The organism is Stenotrophomonas sp. YJH_SMC_17 (genome assembly GCF_059371655.1).
Genome location: NZ_JCAFUU010000002.1, coordinates 117,487 through 139,257, shown reverse-complemented (window position 1 = coordinate 139,257; position 21,771 = coordinate 117,487). Strand labels below are relative to the sequence as shown.

Annotated in this window: 15 protein-coding genes; 7 read left to right on the top strand and 8 right to left on the bottom strand. The window is 67.0% G+C overall.

What is annotated here, in order from left to right:
* Positions 1–125: 125 nt before the first annotated feature.
* The 4 genes from AC5P8Z_RS05755 to blaL2 all read right to left on the bottom strand — a co-directional run bounded on the left by AC5P8Z_RS05755 (position 126) and on the right by blaL2 (position 4,715).
* A complete protein-coding gene (locus AC5P8Z_RS05755; RefSeq protein ID WP_295565414.1) occupies positions 126–767 on the bottom strand; it encodes a hypothetical protein in 642 nt (213 codons plus the stop codon).
* 59 nt (positions 768–826) lie between these two features.
* Positions 827–2,383, bottom strand: a complete 1,557-nt coding sequence (locus AC5P8Z_RS05750; RefSeq protein WP_495228418.1) for an ArnT family glycosyltransferase — start codon at positions 2,381–2,383, stop codon at positions 827–829.
* A gap of 104 nt (positions 2,384–2,487) precedes the next feature.
* A complete protein-coding gene (locus AC5P8Z_RS05745; protein ID WP_295565418.1) occupies positions 2,488–3,717 on the bottom strand; it encodes a cation:proton antiporter in 1,230 nt (409 codons plus the stop codon).
* A gap of 86 nt (positions 3,718–3,803) precedes the next feature.
* Complete coding sequence (gene blaL2 / locus AC5P8Z_RS05740; protein WP_495228416.1) at positions 3,804–4,715, bottom strand: L2 family extended-spectrum class A beta-lactamase; 912 nt, start codon at positions 4,713–4,715, stop codon at positions 3,804–3,806.
* A 174-nt stretch (positions 4,716–4,889) separates the two neighbouring features.
* Between blaL2 and ampR the strand changes: the two genes are divergently transcribed.
* Positions 4,890–5,753, top strand: coding sequence for a LysR family transcriptional regulator AmpR (gene ampR, locus AC5P8Z_RS05735; RefSeq protein ID WP_295565422.1), 864 nt, complete (start codon positions 4,890–4,892; stop codon positions 5,751–5,753).
* A 114-nt stretch (positions 5,754–5,867) separates the two neighbouring features.
* Here ampR and AC5P8Z_RS05730 read toward each other — a convergent pair whose 3' ends face one another.
* The gene (locus AC5P8Z_RS05730; protein WP_295565424.1) at positions 5,868–7,733 is read right to left on the bottom strand and encodes an ABC-F family ATP-binding cassette domain-containing protein; all 1,866 of its coding nucleotides are present in this window, start codon (positions 7,731–7,733) and stop codon (positions 5,868–5,870) included.
* A 335-nt stretch (positions 7,734–8,068) separates the two neighbouring features.
* Here AC5P8Z_RS05730 and AC5P8Z_RS05725 point away from each other — a divergent pair, with 335 nt between their 5' ends.
* Together AC5P8Z_RS05725 and ybaL are read left to right on the top strand one after the other, a co-directional pair.
* Positions 8,069–10,456 (top strand): TonB-dependent receptor plug domain-containing protein, encoded by a 2,388-nt coding sequence (locus AC5P8Z_RS05725; RefSeq protein ID WP_495228415.1) that lies wholly within the window; start codon positions 8,069–8,071, stop codon positions 10,454–10,456.
* A 170-nt stretch (positions 10,457–10,626) separates the two neighbouring features.
* On the top strand, positions 10,627–12,324 hold the full coding sequence (ybaL, locus tag AC5P8Z_RS05720) for a YbaL family putative K(+) efflux transporter (protein WP_286069591.1): 1,698 nt from the start codon (positions 10,627–10,629) through the stop codon (positions 12,322–12,324).
* A 465-nt stretch (positions 12,325–12,789) separates the two neighbouring features.
* On the opposite strand, the gene AC5P8Z_RS05715 is transcribed toward ybaL, so the two are convergent.
* Positions 12,790–14,076, bottom strand: coding sequence for an O-acetylhomoserine aminocarboxypropyltransferase/cysteine synthase family protein (locus AC5P8Z_RS05715; protein WP_495228413.1), 1,287 nt, complete (start codon positions 14,074–14,076; stop codon positions 12,790–12,792).
* Positions 14,077–14,258: 182 nt separating this feature from the next.
* Between AC5P8Z_RS05715 and AC5P8Z_RS05710 the strand changes: the two genes are divergently transcribed.
* The 3 genes from AC5P8Z_RS05710 (at position 14,259) to AC5P8Z_RS05700 (ending at position 17,223) form a co-directional block, all read left to right on the top strand.
* Positions 14,259–14,996, top strand: coding sequence for a winged helix-turn-helix domain-containing protein (locus AC5P8Z_RS05710; protein WP_286069594.1), 738 nt, complete (start codon positions 14,259–14,261; stop codon positions 14,994–14,996).
* Positions 14,993–16,282, top strand: coding sequence for an ATP-binding protein (locus tag AC5P8Z_RS05705; RefSeq protein ID WP_495228412.1), 1,290 nt, complete (start codon positions 14,993–14,995; stop codon positions 16,280–16,282). The genes AC5P8Z_RS05710 and AC5P8Z_RS05705 overlap by 4 nt, the downstream gene beginning before the upstream one ends.
* A 140-nt stretch (positions 16,283–16,422) precedes the next feature.
* The gene (locus AC5P8Z_RS05700) at positions 16,423–17,223 is read left to right on the top strand and encodes a MipA/OmpV family protein (protein ID WP_286069596.1); all 801 of its coding nucleotides are present in this window, start codon (positions 16,423–16,425) and stop codon (positions 17,221–17,223) included.
* A 71-nt stretch (positions 17,224–17,294) separates the two neighbouring features.
* Here AC5P8Z_RS05700 and clpB read toward each other — a convergent pair whose 3' ends face one another.
* Positions 17,295–19,880, bottom strand: coding sequence for an ATP-dependent chaperone ClpB (gene clpB, locus AC5P8Z_RS05695; RefSeq protein WP_495228410.1), 2,586 nt, complete (start codon positions 19,878–19,880; stop codon positions 17,295–17,297).
* A gap of 181 nt (positions 19,881–20,061) precedes the next feature.
* Positions 20,062–20,883: a DUF3014 domain-containing protein gene (locus AC5P8Z_RS05690; protein ID WP_286069598.1), complete on the bottom strand. Its 822-nt coding sequence runs from the start codon at positions 20,881–20,883 to the stop codon at positions 20,062–20,064.
* Positions 20,884–21,052: 169 nt separating this feature from the next.
* On the opposite strand from AC5P8Z_RS05690, the gene AC5P8Z_RS05685 reads away from it, so the two are divergent.
* Positions 21,053–21,763 (top strand): glutathione S-transferase, encoded by a 711-nt coding sequence (locus AC5P8Z_RS05685; RefSeq protein ID WP_286069599.1) that lies wholly within the window; start codon positions 21,053–21,055, stop codon positions 21,761–21,763.
* Positions 21,764–21,771 lie beyond the last annotated feature (8 nt).

Here is a 21,771-nt window from a genome sequence, read left to right as displayed (position 1 = left end):
GCGGCCCCTTGGCCAGCGGCCACGGCTCTGCCCCCGATCAGGTATTCCGCATCCACGCATGACGCGGATCTACTGGGGGTCTTTCCGGGGTCCGAGCCCTCCGCAGGAGGGATCCGACCCCGCGATCACGGTGCGGGCGCTTTGTCGTCGCCCCACGGTGGCGGCGGCAGGTCGACCGGCTTGCTCAGGTCGAACTGCACGCGGAACCGCCGGCCCTCCGGGCGCGTCAGTTCATAGACGAACGTCTGGTCCGGATCGATCTCCATCGCCCAGGTGTTGTGCGTGGAGGCCAGCATGTCGGCGCGGCGGAACATCGCAACTGAATCGGTATCGGCCGGGAACTGCTGGCGTTCGGCAGTTCCTGGCGGCGTGCTGTCGCCACCGTACAGGGTGATCGCGTCGGGGCTGCCGTCTTCGTGGCGATGGTCGTGTTTCAGGCGCAGCCCGTTCGGTGTGCGGGTCAGCACCCAGGTCCGCGAGTGGTCATCGCCGACATGGAACGGGATGCGCAGCTCATGCGCCGGATCGGCGCAGCCGCGCACATGCATCACCAGGCGCTGCCCGGCGAACGGATCCTCGCCGGTCGGTGCAGGCGTGTCCTCCACCACCTTGCCGGCGTAGGCCTGCCCGCAGTGCGCGGCGATTGCCGCCATGAACGCATCGGCCGGCGCGGTGGCCAGATCATGGGTGACCGTCTCGGCGGGTTGCGTGCACGCAGCAAGGCTGAGCAGGAGGGCGGAAGCAGTGGCAACGGCAATGGGTCTCATGCCCCAACCCTAACGGCCATGGCCGGCGCGCGCAAACCGTGCAGATCGGCCACGGCGCGTCAGCGATGCAACCAGACCTCGCACCCTCCCACATCCTGCTTCTGGCCACCGGCGGCGTAGCGCGCCGTGATCATGGCCTGCCACTGCATGCGTTGCGCGGTGCTGCCCAGGTGGTTCGGGCAGTTGACCAGCGCGGCCAGCGGCAGCCCACCCAGCGCGGCATCATCGGCAGCCAACGATGCAAGCACCTCGTCCGATGCCCAATCCGGAACCATCAAGGCGCGGCGGCCAGAGAAATAGGCCAGTTCGGAGGACCAGTCCTGGCCGAATGCAACCACCACCCCCTGCGCTGTCGTGCCATTGCGGATGGCCTCGGCAATCTGCGAAACCGGCGTGAGCGCGCGCGCTTCCCTGATGTCCTTCAGCGACTTCACCAGACCGAAACCCAGCGACAGCACACACAGGAAGATCGCCAGCAAGACACCGCGGCGCGGCCTGCCCGCCGCCTCGGCCGCAAGCACCGTCGACCACAGCACCAGGCCGATGATCGACGTGGCGAACACGATGTTGGCCGCCTGGTAGTACGGATGGGCGATGTGCAGGTTGGTGAAGACCAGGAACGGCGCCAGGTAGGCCAGCAGCAGCACCGCCACCGCCGTGCGCGTGCGTGCCTGCCACAGCCCGGCGATGAGGAAGATGAGGAAAATCCAGTTGGAGCCGATCGCACCGGAGAAGCGCTTCTTGAACACCGTGCCCCACCAGGTGGCCGGATCCAGGCGCTGCTGCAGCGTGCCATAGTTCCAGGTGGACAGTGCATCGGAGGTGATCTGCCGCCCCAGCGCCGACTGTGCCTTCAGGGCATCGGCATGCTGCAGCCACAGGCTGAGCGTGGCCAGCACGGCAAGCGCGGACAGGCCACCCCAGAACACCAGCCGCCAGTGCCGCCGCAGCCACTGCGGACGCCAGCCATGCTCGCGCACGGCAAGCCACGCGAACGCCAGTGCAACGAACACGGCAAAGCCGAAGAACGAGGTGACCTTGATCGCCGCCGACAGCATCGCTGCGACGACGGCGACCAGTCCTACCCACACGCGCGGCTGGCTGCTCAGACGTGCCATCGCCCAGACAAAGAGCAGGCCGAAGAACACCGCACTGGATTCCATCATTACCGAGCGGCCCCAGAACAGGGCATACGGTGATACCGCGAACGCACCGGCGACACACACCGCCAGCGTGCGATCAGGACGCCACGCCAGCAGCGCACGGTAGACCAGCCAGATGCAGCCGGCGTGGAAGAGCGTGGAGACCAGCCGCCCGCTGTTGTCCGCGCTCATGCCGGTGAGACTGGAAAGCAGTGCTGCCAGCCACTGGTAGAACGGGAATTCAAAGGGAATCGACCAGGGCGCGCCCAGCACGGGGGTCATGTAGTCCAGCCAGGGGCCACCGCGCAGCAGCCAGTCGATCGACAGCGCGGTCTGCGTCTGCCGGAAGCCAGACGCATCGACCGGCGGCATCGACCAGCTGCAGACCAGCAGGATCAACAGCGCGAACGCTGAAAACCACAGCAGGATCCTGCCCGGCAGCACGCGGCGGTCTGGATGGGTTTCCTGGGTCACGCCTGTTGCTCCTGACGGTGGCGGCCGCTCACAGGGCGCGCTTCACGGGCGCGCAGTGTCTGCGTTGCCGCAGGCAAGTGCAAGCCGCTGCACGTGGTGGCGGCTCACGCCTGCGGTGGTAGCGGTGCCTTCTGCGGATCGGCGGGGATGACCTCGGTCGCCGCCACCGGCGCAGCCTCGCCCTCACCCGCCGGCTCCTGTTCCACCGGATCAACATCGAACGGGGTGCGGAACACCAGCGACGGCAGCAGCGTGGTCAACGCCGCGTAGAGCAGCAGCGCGCCGAACAGCACTGCAGGAATCTGGAAGCGTTCGCGCATGATCGCCGCCAGCACCAGGGTGAAGATCAGCGTCGGTGCCAGCGCCAGCGAGACCCGCAGGCTGCTGCGGAAGCTCTCGCCGAACATCACCCGGCGCTGCAACCAGACCACGCCGATGCGCAGCGGCAGCACCACCAGGGTGATCACGATGCCCAGCCCCAGCGCCTCGAAACTGAGCGCTTCACTGGGCACCTTGGTGCCGGCGTTGAAGAAGTAGAACGGCACGAAGAACGACGCGAACAGGCGCAGCGCGTGCAGGTTCTCGTGCGAGGCCAGCAGCGGCATGCGCTGGTGCAGCAGGCGCGCGACCAGCCCGGCGATGAACGCGCCGACCAGGTAATACACGCCCAGCAGATAGGTGATGTAGGCCGCCACCATGCCCACCATCACCAGCAGCGAGAATTCCGAGCCGGGCGCGTGCGGCGCCACCCAACGCCCCAGTGCGATGAACAGCAGGGGCAGGCCGACCATCATCGCCAGCAGGGCCAGGCTGGACAGCGCCATATGGCCCGGGTCACCGGCCTGCAGCACGATGAACAACGCCGCCAGCGCCAGCAGTTCGCCGGCGATGGCCTTGCTGGTCACCCAGAACCGCTCGTCTTCGCTCAGGCCCAGCCGTGACAGCGAATCCATGATGAAACCGGTGGAGGGCGTCAGCAGCGCCAGCGCCAACAGGCCGGCGGCCTGCCACGGCAACCCTGCATAGCGCCAGGCCAGCCAGCCGACCCCGAACAAGGTCGCGCTGCGGATCACCAGGTGCGCCAGCAGCGGCCACATGCCACGGCGCAGCGCCTGCAGGTCCACTTCCAGGCCAGCGAACAGGAACAGCGAGGAAATACCCAGCGTGGCCAGCAGGCCGATCACCGCATCGTGGGCCTGGTCGCCCAGCCAGAGCATGCCGATGATGCCGAACAGCAGGCAGGTCAGGGGTGCGGGCAGGCTGAAGCGCTGCAGCGCGCGCGGGATCACCAGCAGCGCGAAGATCAGCAGCAGGTAGATCAACTCATGGCTCATCGGGGTCTTCCGTGGGGTTCGAACGCGCGCAGGATGCGCGCGCCGAACCGATCCGGCAAGCCGCCCATGAATGGCTCCCGGTTACCTCATCCGATCAGCCCATCGGCGATCCGGCCCACCTGGGCCAGCACCGTGGCGCGCTGCTCGTTGCTGATCGCACCGGACTGCAGATAGGCAGTCAGCACCCAAGGTGCGCCGCCTGCCCGCGGCCACAGCACGGCAATATCGTTGCGTGCATCCTCGCCGTTGCTGCCGGTCTTGTCGCCCACCCGCCAGCGCTTGCCCAGGCCCGCGCGCAGGCAGGCATCGCCGGTCTCGTTGTCGATCAGCCAGTCGGCCAGCTGCTGTCGCGATGCCGGCTGCAGCACCTCACCCAGGACAACGCGCTGCAGCGAACCAGCCATCGCCGCCGGCGTGGTGGTGTCGCGTGGATCGCCTTCTGCAAAGCTGTTCATTTCCGGCTCCAGACGATCGCTGCGGCTCACCGTATCGCCGCTGGCGCGCAGGAAGGCAGTCACCGCAGGCGGGCCACCGATCACACCGAACAGCAGGTTGGCAGCAGTGTTGTCGCTGGTGATGATGGTGGCCCGGCACAGGTCGCGCACGGTCATGTCCTTGCCGACGTGGCGCCGGGTCACTGGCGCATGCGAGAGCAGGTCGCCCTCTCGCACCGGCACGCGGCGGTCGAGCAGCGCCGGCGCGCGCTCGGCCTGGCTGAGCACCGTGGCGGCCAGCATGCTCTTGAAGGTGCTGCACATCGGGAAACGCTCGTCCTGGCGATAGCCGACGCGGCGACCGCTCGCGGTGTCGAGCAGGGTCACGCCCAAGCGACCGGCGCAGGCCTTTTCCAGCGCCGCGAAGTCGGTGGCGGCAGTGATGGCGGTATCGGCCGAGGCGGCGGCCGGGGGCGTGACCGCCGCGCGCGCCAGCAATGGCAGGGCAAGCGAAGAGGCAGCGGCAACAGCACTGGAGTGCAGGAATCGGCGACGGGCAAGCATGCGGGTTCTCCTGATGACCGCTCGATTATTCAAATCGGTTGCCGGGGTGACCAGCGCGAAGTTTCAGCGGGAGCCATCAGAAAATCTCATGCCTTTGGCAATCAATCCATTGAGATTCCAGACAACCCGCTGCAGAGAGTACGATCCGTCATCATCCTGGCTCACGACTCGCCCATGCTGCACCCTACCCTGCCCCTGAATGCGCTGCGCGCCTTCGAGGCGGCCGCACGCCACCAGAATTTCACCCGCGCCGCGCTGGAGCTGTGCGTCAGCCAGGCCGCGCTGAGCCACCAGATCCGCGGCCTGGAGGACCGGCTCGGCATCCGCCTGTTCCATCGGCTGCCACGTGGCGTTGCCCTCACCGATGAAGGTGCCGCGTTGTACCCGGTGCTCAACGAATCGTTCGAGCGTATCTCGGCCAGCATCGCCCGCTACACCGGTGGCCCGGCGCGCGAGGTGCTGACCCTGGGCGTGGTCGGCACCTTCGCCACCGGCTGGCTGCTGCCACGGCTGGCCGCGTTCGAGAGCGCGCATCCGGACATCGAGCTGCGCCTGCAGACCCACAACAACCGCATCGACCTGGCCGGTGAAGGGCTGGACCTGGCGATCCGCTTCGGTGATGGCGACTGGCAGGGCCAGGCCTGCACCGCGATCCTCGATGCGCCGTTCGCGCCACTGTGCGCACCGGCACTGGCACGGCGCCTGAAGCAGCCGCGTGACCTGGGCACGCTGCCGCTGCTGCGCTCCTACCGCAGCGACGAATGGCCGCGCTGGTTGCAGGCGGCGGGGGTCAGTGGCGTGGAAGCGCGCGGGCCGGTGTTCGATTCCTCGTTGACGGTGGCGATGGCCGCCGCTGGCGGAGCTGGGGTAGCGCTGCTGCCGCTGTGCATGTTCGAGCAGGAACTTGCCGAAGGTCGCCTGCTGCAGCCGTTCAGCACCACGCTGGAGCTGGGGCGTTACTGGCTGACGCGGCTGCGCTCGCGCGCCGAGCGCGAGCCGGCAAAGCGCTTTCGCGAATGGTTGCAGGCGCAGGGGTGATGTAGAGCCGAGCCCACGCTCGGCTGCTTCGTGTTCAATGCCGCGCTGCGCGCGCAAGCCGAGCATGGCTCGGCTCCACAAGAAAGCCAGCCGGCCCGCGGCCGGCACTACCGGTCAGGACTCCAGCAGTTCCATCCAGGCCGCTTCGGCCTTTTCAAGCTGCGCGGCGGCGGTTTCGCGGTTACGGCCAATCACGGCCATGCGCGTGGCATCGGCGTAGTTGGCCGGGTCGGCCAACTGGCGGTCCAGCTCGGCCAGCGCGCCTTCCAGCTCGGCTACCTTGGCCTCGGCGGCGGCCAGCTTGTGCGGGTTCACCGGCTTTTTCTGCACCACCTGCGCCACCGGCGCGGTCTTGACCACCACCGGCTCTTCCACCTGCTCCATGCGGGCCTTGGTGCCCTGTGCCTGCGGGCGGGTACGCAGCCACGCGGCGTAGGCATCCAGATCGCCGTCGAACGGCTCGACCACGCCATCGGCCACGCGCCAATAGGTATCGCAGACCAGGCCGATCAGGTGGCGGTCATGCGAGACCATCACGATCGCGCCCTCGAAGGTGGCCAGTGCTTCGGCCAGCGCTTCGCGCATTTCCAGGTCAAGGTGGTTGGTCGGTTCGTCCAGCAGCAGCACGTTCGGCTGCTGCCAGGCGATCAGGGCCAGCGCCAGGCGTGCGCGCTCGCCACCGGAGAAACCATCGACCGGCTCGAACGCGCGATCGCCCGGGAAATTCCACTTGCCGAGGAAGTCGCGGAACGACTGGTTCGGCGCATCGGGGGCGATCTCGCGGAAGTGCTCCATCGGCGACTGGCCTTCGTGCAGCGACTCCACCGTGTGCTGGGCGAAGTAGCCGATCTTCAGGTCCGGGTGCGCCATGCGCTCACCGACGATCGGTGCCAGTTCACCCACCAGGGTCTTCACCAGCGTGGTCTTGCCGGCGCCGTTCGGGCCGAGCAGGCCGATGCGCTGGCCCGCTTCCAGGCCGAAGCCGACGTTGTGCAGGATCACCGCATCCTTGCCGTAGCCGGCCTCGACGTGGTTCAGGCGGATCAGCGAGAACGGCAGCTTGGCCGGCGGCGCGAACTCGATGCGGAACTCGCGCTCGGCACGCACCGCCTCGGTGCCGGCCAGCTTGGCCAGGCGCTTCATGCGGCTCTGCGCCTGCGCGGCCTTGCTGGCCTGCGCCTTGAAGCGGTCGATGAAGCTCTGCAGGTGAGCGCGCTCGGCCTGTTCCTTCTCGTGCGCGATCTGCTGCTGGCGCAGCTGCTCGGCGCGCTGGCGCTCGAAATCGGTGTAGCCGCCCGGATAGAGCTTGGCACCGCCACCGTGCAGGTGCAGGGTGTGGGTAGCCACGTTGTCGAGGAACTCGCGGTCATGCGAGATCAGCAGCAGGGTGCCCGGGTACTTCAACAGCCACTGTTCCAGCCAGTACACCGCGTCCAGGTCGAGGTGGTTGGTCGGTTCGTCCAGCAGCAGCAGGTCGCTGGGCATCATCAGCGCGCGCGCCAGGTTCAGGCGCACGCGCCAGCCACCGGAGAACGAAGATACCGCGCGCTGGTGGGTCTCGGCCGGGAATCCGAGGCCGTGCAGCAGCTTGCCGGCGCGCGCTTCGGCGTCGTAGGCCCCCATCTCGGCCATCTTCGTGTGCGCGTTGGCCACCGCCTCCCAGTCTTCGCGGGCAGTCGCCTCCGCCTCTTCGGCCAGCACCGCGGCCACATCGATATCGCCGCCCAGCACGAAGCTCAGCGCCGGGTCCGGCAGCGAAGGGGTTTCCTGCGCCACGCTGGCGATACGGACCTTGCCGGGCAGGTCGACGTCGCCCTTGTCGGCCTCCAGCTCGCCCTTCACCGCCGCGAACAGGCTGGACTTGCCAGCGCCATTGCGGCCGACTACACCCACCCGGTAACCGGCGTGCAGGGTCAGGTCGACATTGGACAACAGCAGCCGCTCGCCGCGGCGCAAGGCGAAATTACGAAGGGAGATCATCGGGGGAGGCGTCCATATAACCGAATGGAATGTGCTGGTGAGCACTGTTCCTGCGACGCAATTCTAGCGTTAACGAATACTTGACGCGCCCCGGGATGCGCAGTGGCCGACGTTCCTCTCTCCCACGTCCTCGCCGCGCGCGTCCCGGGTCTCCTCCCCGCCGGTGCCGGTCCTGGCTAAATGGTTGCTGCTGCAACGTTTTTTTCGGTGACCGGCATTTGACAGGCACTGAATATCCCGTTAATTGCTGTATTGCGCACCGCAACAACCGCCGTCCGCCTCACCCCCGTGATGTCGAGTCCGGTGCCGCCCCCGCCAACCGGAGCCCCATCCCGATGACCCGCAAGACCAGCCTGATCGCCGCCGCCGTCGCTGTCGCACTCGGTGGCTCTCCGTTCCTTGCCGCTGCCCAGCAGGCCGGCACCGCCGCCAATACCCTGGACACGGTGATCGTCACCGGCACCCGCGTGGCCGACCGCACGGTCGCCGAATCGCAGTCGCCGATCGACATCATCACCCCTGAAGTGCTGCAGTCCACCGGCACCAGTGAGCTGGCCACCGCACTGTCGCGCGCCCTGCCCTCGCTGAACTTCCCGCGCCCGGCCTTGACCGACGGCACCAGTGGCGTGCGCCCGGCGCAGCTGCGCGGCCTGTCGCCGGACCAGGTGCTGGTGCTGGTCAACGGCAAGCGCCGCCACACCTCGGCGATGATCAACGTCAACGGCAGCATCGGCCGTGGCTCGTCGGCGGTGGACATCAATGCGATCCCGATCGCCGCCATCGAGCGCGTGGAAGTGCTGCGCGACGGTGCGTCGGCACAGTACGGCTCGGACGCCATTGCAGGCGTCATCAACATCGTGCTCAAGGGCAGCGGCCGTGGCGGCAGCCTGGCCGTGGACTACGGCCAGTACTCGGCCGGTGACGGCAACAAGTACCAGCTCTCCGGCGATACCGGCGTCGAGTTCGGCAACGGCCGTGGTCGCGTGCACGTGGCTGGCCAGATCAGCCAGCAGGACGAGAGCAACCGCGCCGGCCCGTACCGCGGCGCCACGCCGAACACCGGCAACTTCCCCAGCATCGGCCAGAAGACCTTCATCGTCGGCGACCCGCGCGTGGATGCCACCGCCGCTTCGGCCAACGCCAGCTTCGACTTCAGCGACCACGTGACAGGCTACGCCAGCGCGCTGCTGAGCAACCGCGACATCACCTCGTTCGCGTTCTACCGCTCGCGCAACCACAGCGGGCAGAGCGCACTGCTGGCGCAGACCTACCCGGATGGCTACGTGCCGGAGATCAACCAGTATTCCAAGGACCGTTCGCTGGTGGCCGGAGTCAAGGGCAACACCGACAACGGCTGGACCTGGGACCTGAGCCTGAACCATGGCGAGAACACCCTCGATTTCCACACCCGCAACAGCATCAACTACAGCCTCGGCGCGACCAGCCCGCGCTCGTTCTACGACGGCACGCTGAAGTACCAGCAGGACATCTTCAACGCCGACCTGACCAAGTCGCTGGACTGGGGCCTGGCCTACCCGGTCACGCTGTCCTTCGGTGGTGAGTACCGCAAGGAGAAGTGGGACCAGAAGCCCGGCGAACTGAACTCGTACACCGGCAGCGGCGCGCAGGGCTTCGCGGGCTTCACCCCGACCAATGAAGTGCATGCCGACCGCCACAACTACGCGGTCTATGCCGGCCTGGAAGCGGACCTGACCGAGAAGTTCTCCGCCGGCATCACAGGCCGCTACGAGGACTACTCGGACTTCGGCGACCGCTTCTCGGGCAAGCTGTCGGCGCGCTACGCATTCACCGACAAGGTCGCGCTGCGTGCCACTGCCTCCAGCGGCTTCCGTGCGCCGTCGCTGGCGCAGCAGGGCTACCAGGCGGTCACCAGCCAGTTCCTCAACGGCGTGTTCGTCGAGCGCGGCACCTTCCCGACCACCAGCCAGGCCGCGCAGGCGCTGGGCGCCTCGCCGCTGAAGGCCGAGACCTCCACCTCCTACAGCCTGGGCCTGGTGCTGCAGCCGGTCGACCGCCTGTACATCACCGTCGATGCTTACCAGATCGACATTGATGACCGCATCGCATTGTCGTCCAGCATCACCACCAACGCCGCCACCAGCGCGCTGCTGGGCACCCTCGGCCTGCCGCAGGTGACCGCGTTCTCCTACTTCACCAACGGCCTGGATACGCGCACCCGTGGCGTCGACTTCGTGTCCAGCTACACGGTGCCGTTCAGTGCCAGCAGCCTGGAACTGACCGCCGCCTACAGCTACAACGACACCGAAGTGCGCCGCATCGGCGGCACCCCGGCGGTGTTTGGCACGCTGGGCCTGACCCAGTCGCTGATCGGCCGTGATGAGATCGGCCGAATCGAGGACAGCTACCCGCGCGACAAGGCGATCCTGAGCGGCACCTGGCGTTCGGATCACTGGGAACTGGGCCTGGCGGCGACCCGCTACGGCAAGTTCACCGTGCGCAACTCGGCCACCGCGCTGCGTGACCAGACCTACGGCGATGCCTGGGTGGTGGATGCCTCGGCCAGCTATAAGCCCAGCAGCAACTGGACGCTGACCGTGGGCGCCGACAACCTGCTGGACAAGTACCCGGACCGCACCGAAGACCTGCAGAACTCGACCTTCGGCATGCTGCCGTACAGCAACTACTCGCCATTCGGCTTCAACGGCGCGTATGTGTACGGGCGGATCAAGTACACCTGGTAAGTGCTGGCGGGCGGTTCCTTGGTAGTGCCGGCCTCTGGCCGGCAACTCCCTGGTGGGGTCAGATCCCTTTTCCTTCGGGAAAAAGGATCTGACCCCATTCGCATTTAGGGTTTGCCGTATCTGGCCTCATCGGTGAAAATCGGGACACCCCCGATTCCCTGCGAGTGCCGATGCACCATGACACCGACCTGATCAACATCGTTGCCGTTGGCCTGGGGCTCGCCTTCATCTTCGGCGCGCTGGCCAACAAGCTCCGCTTGTCTCCCCTGGTCGGTTACCTGGTTGCTGGCATCTGCGTAGGCCCGTTCACCCCCGGCTTCGTTGCCGACCAGGCGCTGGCCAACCAGTTGGCCGAGCTGGGCGTGATGCTGCTGATGTTCGGCGTCGGCCTGCACTTCTCGCTGAAGGACCTGATGGCGGTCAAGGCCATCGCCATCCCCGGCGCCATCGGCCAGATCGCGGTGGCCACCCTGCTCGGCTGGGGCGTGGCCTCGCTGATGGGCTGGCCGGCGATCCATGGCGTCATCTTCGGTTTCTCGCTGGCCACCGCCAGTACCGTGGTGCTGCTGCGGGCGATGGAGGAACGCCGTCTGCTGGAGACGATGCGCGGCAAGATCGCGGTCGGCTGGCTGATCGTGGAAGACCTGGCCTGCGTGCTGGCACTGGTGATGATGCCGGTGATGGCCGGCGTGTTCGGCCCCGATGCAGCCAAGGAATCGCACTCGCTGGGCAGCGTGCTGGCCGACATCGGCTGGACCTTCGTGCAGCTGGGCCTGTTCGTGGCGGTGATGCTGGTGGTCGGACGCCGGGTCATTCCGTGGATCCTGGAGCGTATCGCCGGCACCGGCTCGCGCGAGCTGTTCACCCTGTCGGTGCTGGCGATCGCGCTGGGCGTGGCGTTCGGCTCGGCCATGTTGTTCGGCGTCTCCTTCGCGCTGGGCGCGTTCTTCGCCGGCATGCTGCTCAACGAATCAGAGCTGAGCCATAAGGCCGCGCACGATTCGCTGCCGCTGCGCGATGCGTTCGCGGTGCTGTTCTTCGTCTCGGTCGGCATGCTGTTCGATCCCAACATCCTCATCCAGCACCCGTGGCAGGTGCTGGCCACGGTGCTGATCATCATGTTCGGCAAGTCGGCCGCCGCATTCTTCATCGTGCGTGCGTTCGGTCACCCGACCAGCACCGCGCTGACCATCTCGGCCAGCCTGGCGCAGATCGGCGAGTTCGCCTTCATCATCGCCGGCCTGGGCGTGGCGCTGCAGATCCTGCCGAAGGAAGGCCAGTCGCTGGTGCTGGCCGGTGCGTTGGTGTCGATCATGCTCAACCCATTGGTGTTCGGCCTGCTCGATCGCTGGCAGGCCAAACAGGAGCAATCGCCCCAGGCCGCCGAACCCGAAGAGGCCACCGGTCCCTCGCGCGACCTGCATGACCATGCCATCGTCATTGGTTACGGCCGGGTCGGCAGCGAACTGGCGCAGGTGCTGCGCGACCGTGGCGTGCCGGTGCTGGTGATCGATGACAACAAGGAACACGTCGAACAGGCGCACGCCAAGGGCCTGGCGGCGATCCGCGGCAGCGCCGCCGCCGACCGGGTATTGGCCGAGGCCCATCCGGAGCGCGCCAAGATCGCGGTGCTGGCCATTCCTCAGCCGCTGGAGGCCGGTGAGGCGCTGGCGAAGCTGCGGGCGATCAACCCGGACCTGACCCTGCTGGCGCGCGCGCACAGCGATGCGGAAGTGAAGCATCTGCTGGAACATGGTGCCGATGGCACGGTGATGGCCGAGCGCGAGCTGGCCTATTCGCTGGCGGAGATGATCATGTCCACGCCGCCGTACCGGAACCTGGGGCAGCACAGCATTCCGGTGGTGTGAGGGGTGTGGGTGCGGCAGGGCTTGCAGCCCTGCACCTGCCAAGGCAACGGCAAAGGCAAAGGCAAAAGCAAAGGCAAAGGCAAAAGCTGACTATCCGTGGGATGGCAGGGTAGGTCCGGCTGCAGGGGACGCCGTGAATCCGTCCATGGAGGCTCGGTCGCACCATCCATGGCGCTCACGCCCCTGCAACCGGACCCACCCCGCCTTCGACAGATTCCTGCGATCTGTCGGAACGGCGTTCTGCTCTGGTAGGTGCCGACCTGGGTCGACACGTCGGCGCATGGGTCGGATCCGTTTTCCACAGGAAAACGGATCCGACCCCGAAACAAAAAAATCCCCGGTCGACCCGCATCGACCGGGGATCTGGATCGCCACGTTGCCACGCCTTGGAGAGGCAGTTCCACCGTAGCGCATCGCGCCGCCGATGGTGATCGCCTGTGGCGATATGCACCAAGCGCGCGGCTATCAGGCGCCGGCCAGGGCCTGCTCCAGGTCCGCGCGCAGGTCGCCGATGTGTTCGATGCCGATCGACAGCCGCACGGTGTCCTCGCTCACACCCGCCTTGGCCAGTTCAGCGGCATCCAGCTGGCGATGGGTGGTGGACGCTGGATGGGTCGCCAGCGATTTGGCGTCACCCAGGTTCACCAGCCGGGTGAACAGCTTCAGCGCATCCAGGAAACGTGCGCCTGCCTCGCGGCCGCCCGGCAGGCCGAAGGTCAACACGCCCGAGCCGTGCCCGCCAAGATAGCGCTGTGCAGCAGCATGTTCCGGATCGTCGGCCAACCCGGCGTAACGCACCCAGGCCACCTTGGCGTGCGCCTTCAGGAACTGCGCGACGGCCAGTGCGTTGGCGTTGATGCGTTCCATGCGCAGGGCCAGGGTCTCGATGCCCTGCAGGATCAGGAACGCGTTGAACGGTGACAGCGCCGCGCCGGTATTGCGCAATGGCACCACCCGCGCGCGGCCGATGTAGGCGGCAGGGCCCAAGGCTTCGGTGTAGACCACGCCGTGATAGCTGGGGTCGGGCTGGTTGAGGCGGGCGAAGCGCTTCGGCTGCGCAGCCCAGTCGAAACGCCCCGAGTCGATGATCGCACCGCCCAGGCTGTTGCCGTGGCCGCCCAGGTACTTGGTCAGCGAATGCACCACGATGTCGGCGCCGTGCTCGAACGGGCGCAGCAGGAACGGTGTGGCCACCGTGTTGTCGACGATCAGTGGCACGCCGGCCGCGTGAGCGACTTCGGCGATGGCGGCGATGTCGGTGACGTTGCCGCGCGGGTTGCCGATCGATTCGACGAACACCGCCCTGGTGCGGTCGTCGATCAGCGCAGCGAACGCGGCCGGATCGGCCGGATCAGCAAAGCGCGCCTGGATGCCGTACTGCGGCAGCGTGTGCGCCAGCAGGTTGAGGCTGCCGCCATACAGCGCGCCGGAGGCGATGATGTTGTCACCGGCCTCGGCGATGGTCTGGATCGCGTAGGTGATCGCGGCCTGCCCCGAGGCCAGCGCCAGCGCGCCGATGCCACCCTCCAGTGCGGCCAGGCGCTGCTCCAGCACGTCGGTGGTGGGATTCATGATACGGGTGTAGATGTTGCCGGGCACCTTCAGGTCGAACAGGTCGGCGCCGTGCTGGGTGTCATCAAAGGCATACGCCACCGTCTGGTAGATCGGCACCGCCACCGCGCGGGTGGTCGGGTCGGGACGGTAGCCGCCGTGCACGGCCAGGGTTTCCAGTTGCCACTGCGGGTCGCTCATTGCACCAGGCTCCATCCGGGGAAACCGCCACGATAGGCCAGCCTCGGCGTGGCGCTGAGAGCCGCTGGCGATGACGTCCGTACCGCCGGTTATCAGGTTGGCCGCGATTCAGGCAGCCGTCATGGGCCGTTGCTAGGCTGCGCCGCCGGGCGCTCCTGCCCGGGCACGGAGGCCCTACGCGCATGCAGCCATCCCCTTGGACACCCACCGCCAACGGCACGCCGACACCGGTCCTGCTGGTGGAAGATGATCGTCGCCTGGCCGAACTGGTCAGCGACTATCTCCACGAACACGGCTTCGCCGTGCAGCATGTGGCCCGCGGTGACCTTGCCGGCGCGGCCTGCCGCCAGCATGCCCCGGAGCTGGTGGTGCTGGACCTGATGCTGCCCGGCCTGGGCGGCATCGATGTGTGCCGGCAGATCCGCAGCTTCTCCGATGTGCCGATCCTGATGCTGACCGCCTGCGAGGACGACATCGAGCAGGTACTGGGCCTGGAATCGGGTGCCGACGATTACGTGCACAAGCCGATCGAACCACGCTTGCTGCTGGCGCGCCTGCGCGCCCTGCTGCGCCGTCGCCATGGCAGCGGCAACACCGGTACGCCCAGCCGGCTGATGCATGGCGAACTGCTGATCGATCGCATGCAGCGTGAAGTCCATCTGCATGGTGCGGCGGTGGATGTGGGTACCACCGAGTTCGAGATCCTGTGGCTGCTGGCCAGCCAGCCCGGGCAGATCCTGTCGCGTGACCAGATCCTGCAGGCGGTGCGCGGTATCGGTTTCGACGGCCTGGACCGCAGCGTCGACGTCAGCATCGGCAAGCTGCGCCGCAAGCTTGGCGATGATGCGCGCGAACCGCGGCGGATCAAGACCGTGTGGGGCCGTGGCTACCAGTTCAATCCGTCGGCCTGGACGGCATGAAGCGGCTGTTCCTGTGGTTGTGGTTTGTCACCGGTGCCTGCTTCCTGGCGTCGGTATTCTTCCTCAACCACATCCTGGACGGCATCTACACGCCCGTGCAGGATCGCGTGTTCGTCGAGCAGGTGCGCGGACAGGTATACGCCCTGCGCAGTGGCCTGGCTGGCCTGGACGCCGGCCAGCAGCGTGAGCGCCTGCAGCAGTGGCAGCCCCACTATGGCATCGCCCTGACGCTGCTCGCCACGCCTCCCGCGCTCGACGCGCAGGAACAGGCAGCCGTAAAGGCCGATGGCTTCATCGTGCGCGATCAGTACCAGCAGGTCCTGCTGCCCATCGAGGGCATCGATGGGCGCTGGTTGCACCTGCGCCTGCCTGGCGCGGTGCAGATGACAACGTACATGACCATTGCCGCCTACCTCAGCATCCTGCTGCTGGTCGGTGCCAGCCTGTATGCGTGGGTGCGCCTGCTCTGGCGCGACCTGGAAGCGCTGCGCCTGCACGCCGACCGCATCGGCGCCGGCGATCTGCAGGCACGCGCGCAGGTCTCGCCACGTTCGCAGATCCGGGTCATCGTCGACCATTCCAACCGCATGGCCGCACGCGTGGCCGAACTGGTGCAGCGCCAGCGCGACCTGACCCATGCGATCTCGCACGAACTGCGCACGCCGATCGCGCGCGTGGCATTCGGCCTGGACCTGATGCAGGACAGCGCTGACGCCGAGCGCCGTGCGCGCCTGGCGCAAGGCCTGCACGGAGACCTCGCCGAGCTCAACCGGCTGGTCAGCGAACTGCTGGCGTATGAACGTCTGGAGCATCCCAGCGAAGGTGAGCCGATGCAGCGGATTGAAGCCAACGACTGGCTGCAGGCCTGCCTGGCCGATGCGCGCCGTGATGCCGAACGTGCCGGAGTGGTCCTGCGCGTGCAGCCCAGTGCATTGCCACGGGTGGATGCCGAGCCGCGCCTGCTGCAGCTGGCACTCAGCAACCTGGTGGGCAATGCGCTGCGCCATGCACGTTCGCAGGTGGACGTCTCGCTGGTCGATGTCAGCGGCCGCGCCTGCCTGCGCGTGGATGACGACGGTCCCGGCATTGCCGACGCCGATCGCGAGAAGGTGATGCGTCCGTTCACCCGCCTGGACGACAGTCGCAGCCGCGATACCGGTGGCTTTGGCCTGGGCCTGGCCATCGTCAACCGCATCGCCGCCCGACACGGCGGCGAGCTGCGTATCAGCCGCGCCCCGCTGGGTGGCGCGCGCCTGGAAATGCACTGGCCGCTGGCTGCCAGCTGAACGCCCACGGGCACGATTACAGTTGATTACAACTCCCGCACAACTGCGGACGGATCGGTCGCCGGCGTATCGCCACGCTAGCGACCCTGCAGCACTCGCCGGATGCGCGCGCTGCTTTCCTCCCATTGTCGAGAGTTTCCATGCCCCAGCATCGCCGTTCCCCCGCCCTGTTCTGCCTGGCCCTGTTGCCGCTGTTTGCCACCCCGATCGCCCACGCCAAGGATGACCACTGGACCTTCGAGGTCGCTGCCGGCGGTGGCGTGGCGCCGCGCTACAGCGGCAGCGATGAGTATCGTGCGACGCCGTCGTTGTCCTTTGATGTCACCTCGCCGGGGGGATGGTTTCTGGGCACCAGTGGCATCGGCTGGGGCACCTCCATCGGCGAGCACACCCGCGTGCGCGCGTATGTCGGCGCCAGCGGCATCCGCAAGGAAAAGGACTCGCTGCTCGGCGGTTCCGACTTCCTGCGCGGCATGGGTGATATCGATACCCGTCCCCTGGTCGGCGTCTCGGCTGGTTATACGCTGGGCGAAGCCGTGCTGAGCGGCTCCTGGCAGTTCACCCGCAAGGACGAGGACAAGGGCGAGAACGGCCTGGCCACCCAGCAGATCCATCTGAACCTGAGCATGCCGCTGTTCGACCTGGCAGGCGGTGTGGTCAGCGGCAGCGTGTGCACCGACTACGGCAACCGCGGCTACATGCAGACCTGGTACGGCGTCAGCCCGGAACAGGCGGCGCGTACCGGCTTTGCCCAGCACAAGCCAAAGGCCGGCCTGGTCAGTGCCGGTATCGGCCTGAAGTGGAGCCACCGCGTGGGCCGCAACGGCAACTGGTACATCTCGGCCGAAGGCACGCGCCTGCTTGGCGATGCCGCCGACAGCCCGATCGTGCAGAAGGCGAACCAGTTCGGCTTGATGAGCGGGTACACGCACCGCTTTTGAGAAATCGCCGGGCACGGCCCGGCGCTACCGGAGAAAACGGGGCGCTGCGATCAGGCAGCGCCCCGCATGATTCACGCCTTGGCGAACACCAGGTGGCCGCCGTCGTTGCCGACTTCGATGGTGTCGCCGTTGACGAAGGCCCCGGACAGGATCTGCTGCGCCAGCGGATTCTCCAACTGCGACTGGATCGCACGCTTCAACGGGCGCGCGCCATACACCGGATCGAAACCGACGTTGCCGAGCAGGTCGAACGCCGCATCGGACACCGCCAGCTTCAGTCCGCGCTCGGCCAGGCGCTTCTCAAGCCCGCGCATCTGGATACGCGCGATCTGCTTGATCTGCTGCTTGTCCAGCGGGTGGAACACCACGATGTCGTCCAGGCGGTTGATGAACTCCGGGCGGAAGTGCGCCTGCACCACGCCCATCACCGCCGCCTTCATCTGCGTGTAGGCCTCCGGGCTGTCGTCAGTGCTCATGTCCTGGATCTGGTGCGAGCCCAGGTTCGAGGTCATCACGATGACGGTGTTGCGGAAGTCCACGGTGCGGCCCTGGCCATCGGTCAGGCGACCATCGTCCAGCACCTGCAGCAGGATGTTGAACACATCCGGATGCGCCTTCTCCACTTCGTCCAGGAGGATCAGCGAGTATGGGCGACGACGCACGGCCTCGGTCAGGTAGCCACCTTCCTCGTAGCCGACGTAGCCCGGGGGCGCACCGATCAGGCGGGCGACGCTGTGCTTCTCCATGAATTCGCTCATGTCGATGCGGATCATCGCGTCGGCACTGTCGAACAGGAACTCGGCCAGCGACTTGCACAGTTCGGTCTTGCCGACGCCGGTCGGGCCGAGGAACAGGAACGAGCCGGCCGGACGGTTCGGGTCGGACAGGCCGGCACGCGAGCGGCGCACCGCATCGGAGACGACCTTGATCGCTTCTTCCTGGCCAACCACGCGGTTGTGCAGCACCTCTTCCATGCGCAGCAGCTTGTCGCGCTCACCTTCGAGCATCTTGTTGACCGGGATGCCGGTCCAGCGCGACACGACTTCGGCGATCTCCTCGTCGGTGACCCGGTCCTGCACCAGCTTGAAGTCCTTGTGTTCGGCTTCCTGGGCTGCGGCCAGCTGCTTTTCCAGCTGCGGCAGCAGGCCGTACTGGATTTCGCTCATCTTGGCGAAATCCTGGCGGCGCTGCGCGGCCTCCAGCTCCAGCTTGGCCTGTTCGACCTGCTCCTTGATCTTCGTCGCGCCCTGCAGCGCGGCCTTCTCCGACTTCCAGATTTCATTGAGGTCGGAGAACTCGCGCTCCAGCCCATCGATGTCGTTTTCCAGGTCGGCCAGGCGTTGCCGCGAGGCTTCGTCCTTTTCCTTCTTCAGCATCTCGCGCTGGATCTTCAGCTGGATCACCCGGCGTTCCAGGCGGTCCAGTTCCTCCGGCTTGGAGTCGATCTCCATGCGCAGGCGCGAGGCGGCTTCGTCCATCAGGTCGATGGCCTTGTCCGGCAGCTGGCGGTCGGTGATGTAGCGGTTGGACAGCGTGGCGGCGGCAACGATGGCCGGGTCGGTGATCTCCACGCCGTGGTGCAGCGCGTACTTCTCCTTCAGCCCGCGCAGGATCGCAATGGTGTCCTCCACCGACGGCTCGCCCACGAACACCTTCTGGAAGCGGCGCTCCAGCGCAGCATCCTTCTCGATGTACTTGCGGTACTCATCCAGCGTGGTGGCACCGATGCAGTGCAGCTCGCCACGTGCCAGTGCCGGCTTCAGCATGTTGCCGGCATCCATCGCGCCGTCGGCCTTGCCGGCGCCGACCATGGTGTGCAGTTCGTCGATGAACAGGATGATCTGGCCTTCGTTCTTGGCCAAGTCGTTCAGCACGCCCTTCAGGCGCTCTTCGAATTCACCGCGGAACTTGGCACCGGCGATCAGCGCGCCCATGTCCAGCGACAGCACGCGCTTGCCGCGCAGGCCTTCGGGCACTTCGTCGTTGATGATGCGCTGGGCCAGCCCTTCGACAATGGCAGTCTTGCCCACGCCGGGTTCGCCGATCAGCACCGGGTTGTTCTTGGTCCGGCGCTGCAGCACCTGGATGGTGCGACGGATCTCCTCGTCACGTCCGATCACCGGATCGAGCTTGCCGCTCTCGGCACGCGCGGTCAGGTCGATGGTGTACTTCTCCAGCGCCTGCCGCTGTTCCTCGGCATTCTCCGACTGCACGTTCTCGCCGCCACGCAGCTTGTCGATCGCAGCCTGCAGGCGGGTCTTGTCAGCACCGGCGGCGCGCAGTGCCATGCCCAGCGTGCCGCCATCGTCCAGCGCCGCGAGCACGAACCACTCGCTGGCAATGAAGGCATCACCGTGCTGCTGGGCCAGCTTGTCGGTCTGGTTCAGCAGGCGCCCCAGGTCGTTGCCCATCGAGACATTGCCGGCCTGGCCGGACACCTTCGGCAGCGCGTCCAGTGCTTCGGTCAGGCGCTCGCGCAGGACCGGTACGTTCACGCCGGCCTGGGCCAGCAGCGGGCGCGTGCTGCCGCCCTGCTGGTCCAGCAGCGCACTGAACAAATGAACCGGTTCGATGATGCTGTTGTCGCGGCCCACGGCCAGCGACTGTGCGTCTGCCAGCGCCTGCTGGAAACGCGAGGTGAGCTTGTCCATCCGCATTGCGAATCCTCATCGGTCATCAGTGCCGGCCGGTGCCGGCGATGCTGGAAAGATGCGGTTGCCCCACCCGGTTTCAAGGGTGGCTGCGACGGCACTCCGAGGCCAGTCAGCCAGTGGCCAGCATGCCGGAACGGGTGTGGTCGGCGCGTTGATCCCGATCAGTTGCGTGCGGTGGACGGGTTCAGTGGGTGATCGCGCTGCGGATTGCCCGTAGCTGCTGCTTGACCGCCCGCGCCTGCGCCGGATCCATGCGCAGCAGCGCCTTCTGGCCGATCGATCGCGACTGCAGGGTCGCATCGACGAAGCGGTAGCGGCCGCGCTCATCGCGCTGCACCAGCGGCGCCTGCGCCAGGTCCGGGGTCTCCAGCAGGTGATCGATCACCGCGACCAGGCGGTCGTTGAAGTAACCCTCAGGCCGCCCCAGGTCCACATAGGCCTGCTGGATCAGCGGATAGAAGCGCTTGTACGCGGTAGCCGTCGCCGCCGGGTCCACCGCGGTGAATGCCTGCACATAGGGCGCGTAGCGTGCCCCGTTGCTGGCAGCGATCCGCTCGCCGTCCTCAGCGGACTCGACCTGCAGACTGCCCGGCAGCGGCCGTGCGGCCAGCGCGGTGGACGGCACACTGGGCTTGTCCAGATTGTCGACCTGGGTGACCAGGCGCTGGATCAGGTGATCGCGCAGCAGCAGGGTCAGCGGCCCCTCGCTCTGGAACAGCTGGCTCAGTGCACCCCAGGCAGCGGCATCGCTGTCAGCCAGTTTCGGCAGCGCCGGGTCGGCGGCGGCTTCGGTATCCAGCGGATGCTTGATCGGCGGCGGCGCTGGCGCGGGTTCCGCTGCCGCCTGCGGTTGTGGCGGTGCGCTGGTACTGGCGGGAGTTGATTGCACCGGCACCGGGATACCGTCTGCCAGACTCTTCAGCTGATCGCGGAACAACCAACCGCCCGCGCCACCAATCACCACCACACCCAACACCCAGGGCCATACCGCCTTGCCAGTCTGCATGATGCAGCACCTCGTTTCACACGCATGGAGAAGGTGTGACCTCGCTGATTGCAGCGGGTTCCCGGTCTGTTCCGCTACCGTTGGGGTTGGAGCCTGCACGCAGGCAACGCTCACGCCCGCTTTGCACCGCACGCGCGAGGCTGTGCCCTCGTCTTCTGGAGAAACGGGCATGCAGTACGCGCTGTTCTACTGGACCGGCATCCAGGGCCGTGGCGAATTCGTGCGCCTGGCCCTGGAAGATGCCAAGGCGGACTACATCGACATGGCACGGGTGCACGGCGATGCGGTGATGCAGCCGTTCCTCGACGGTGGCAGCGAAGGCGCACAACCGTTCGCGCCGCCGTTCCTGAAGGCCGGCCGGCAGGTCATCGCGCAGGTTGCGGCGATCCTAGATTTCCTCGGCCCGACGCTGGACCTGGTGCCACAGGCCGCCTCACGCCGGATGCAGGCGCTGCAGCTGCAGCTGACCATCGCCGACCTGGTGGCCGAGGTGCACGACACCCACCACCCCATCGCGGCCTCGAAGTACTACGAAGAACAGAAGACCGAAGCCAAGGCGCGGGCGGTCTCGCTGCGCGATGAACGCCTGCCGAAGTTCCTTGGCTACTTCGAACAGGTACTGGCCGCCAACGGAGGCCGACATGCATTGCGCGAGCATTCCTATGTGGATCTGTCGCTGTTCCAGCTGCTGAGCGGGCTGGACTACATGTTCCCGCGCCGCATGCAGGCCCTCGGCCCCACCCTGCCCCTGCTGCGTGCGCTGCAGGAGCGGGTGGCGAAGCGGCCGAACATCGCCGCCTACCTGCGCTCGGAACGGCGGCTGGCGTTCAACACCCAAGGCATCTTCCGCCACTACCCCGAGCTGGATGGAGCGCGCTGATACCGCCG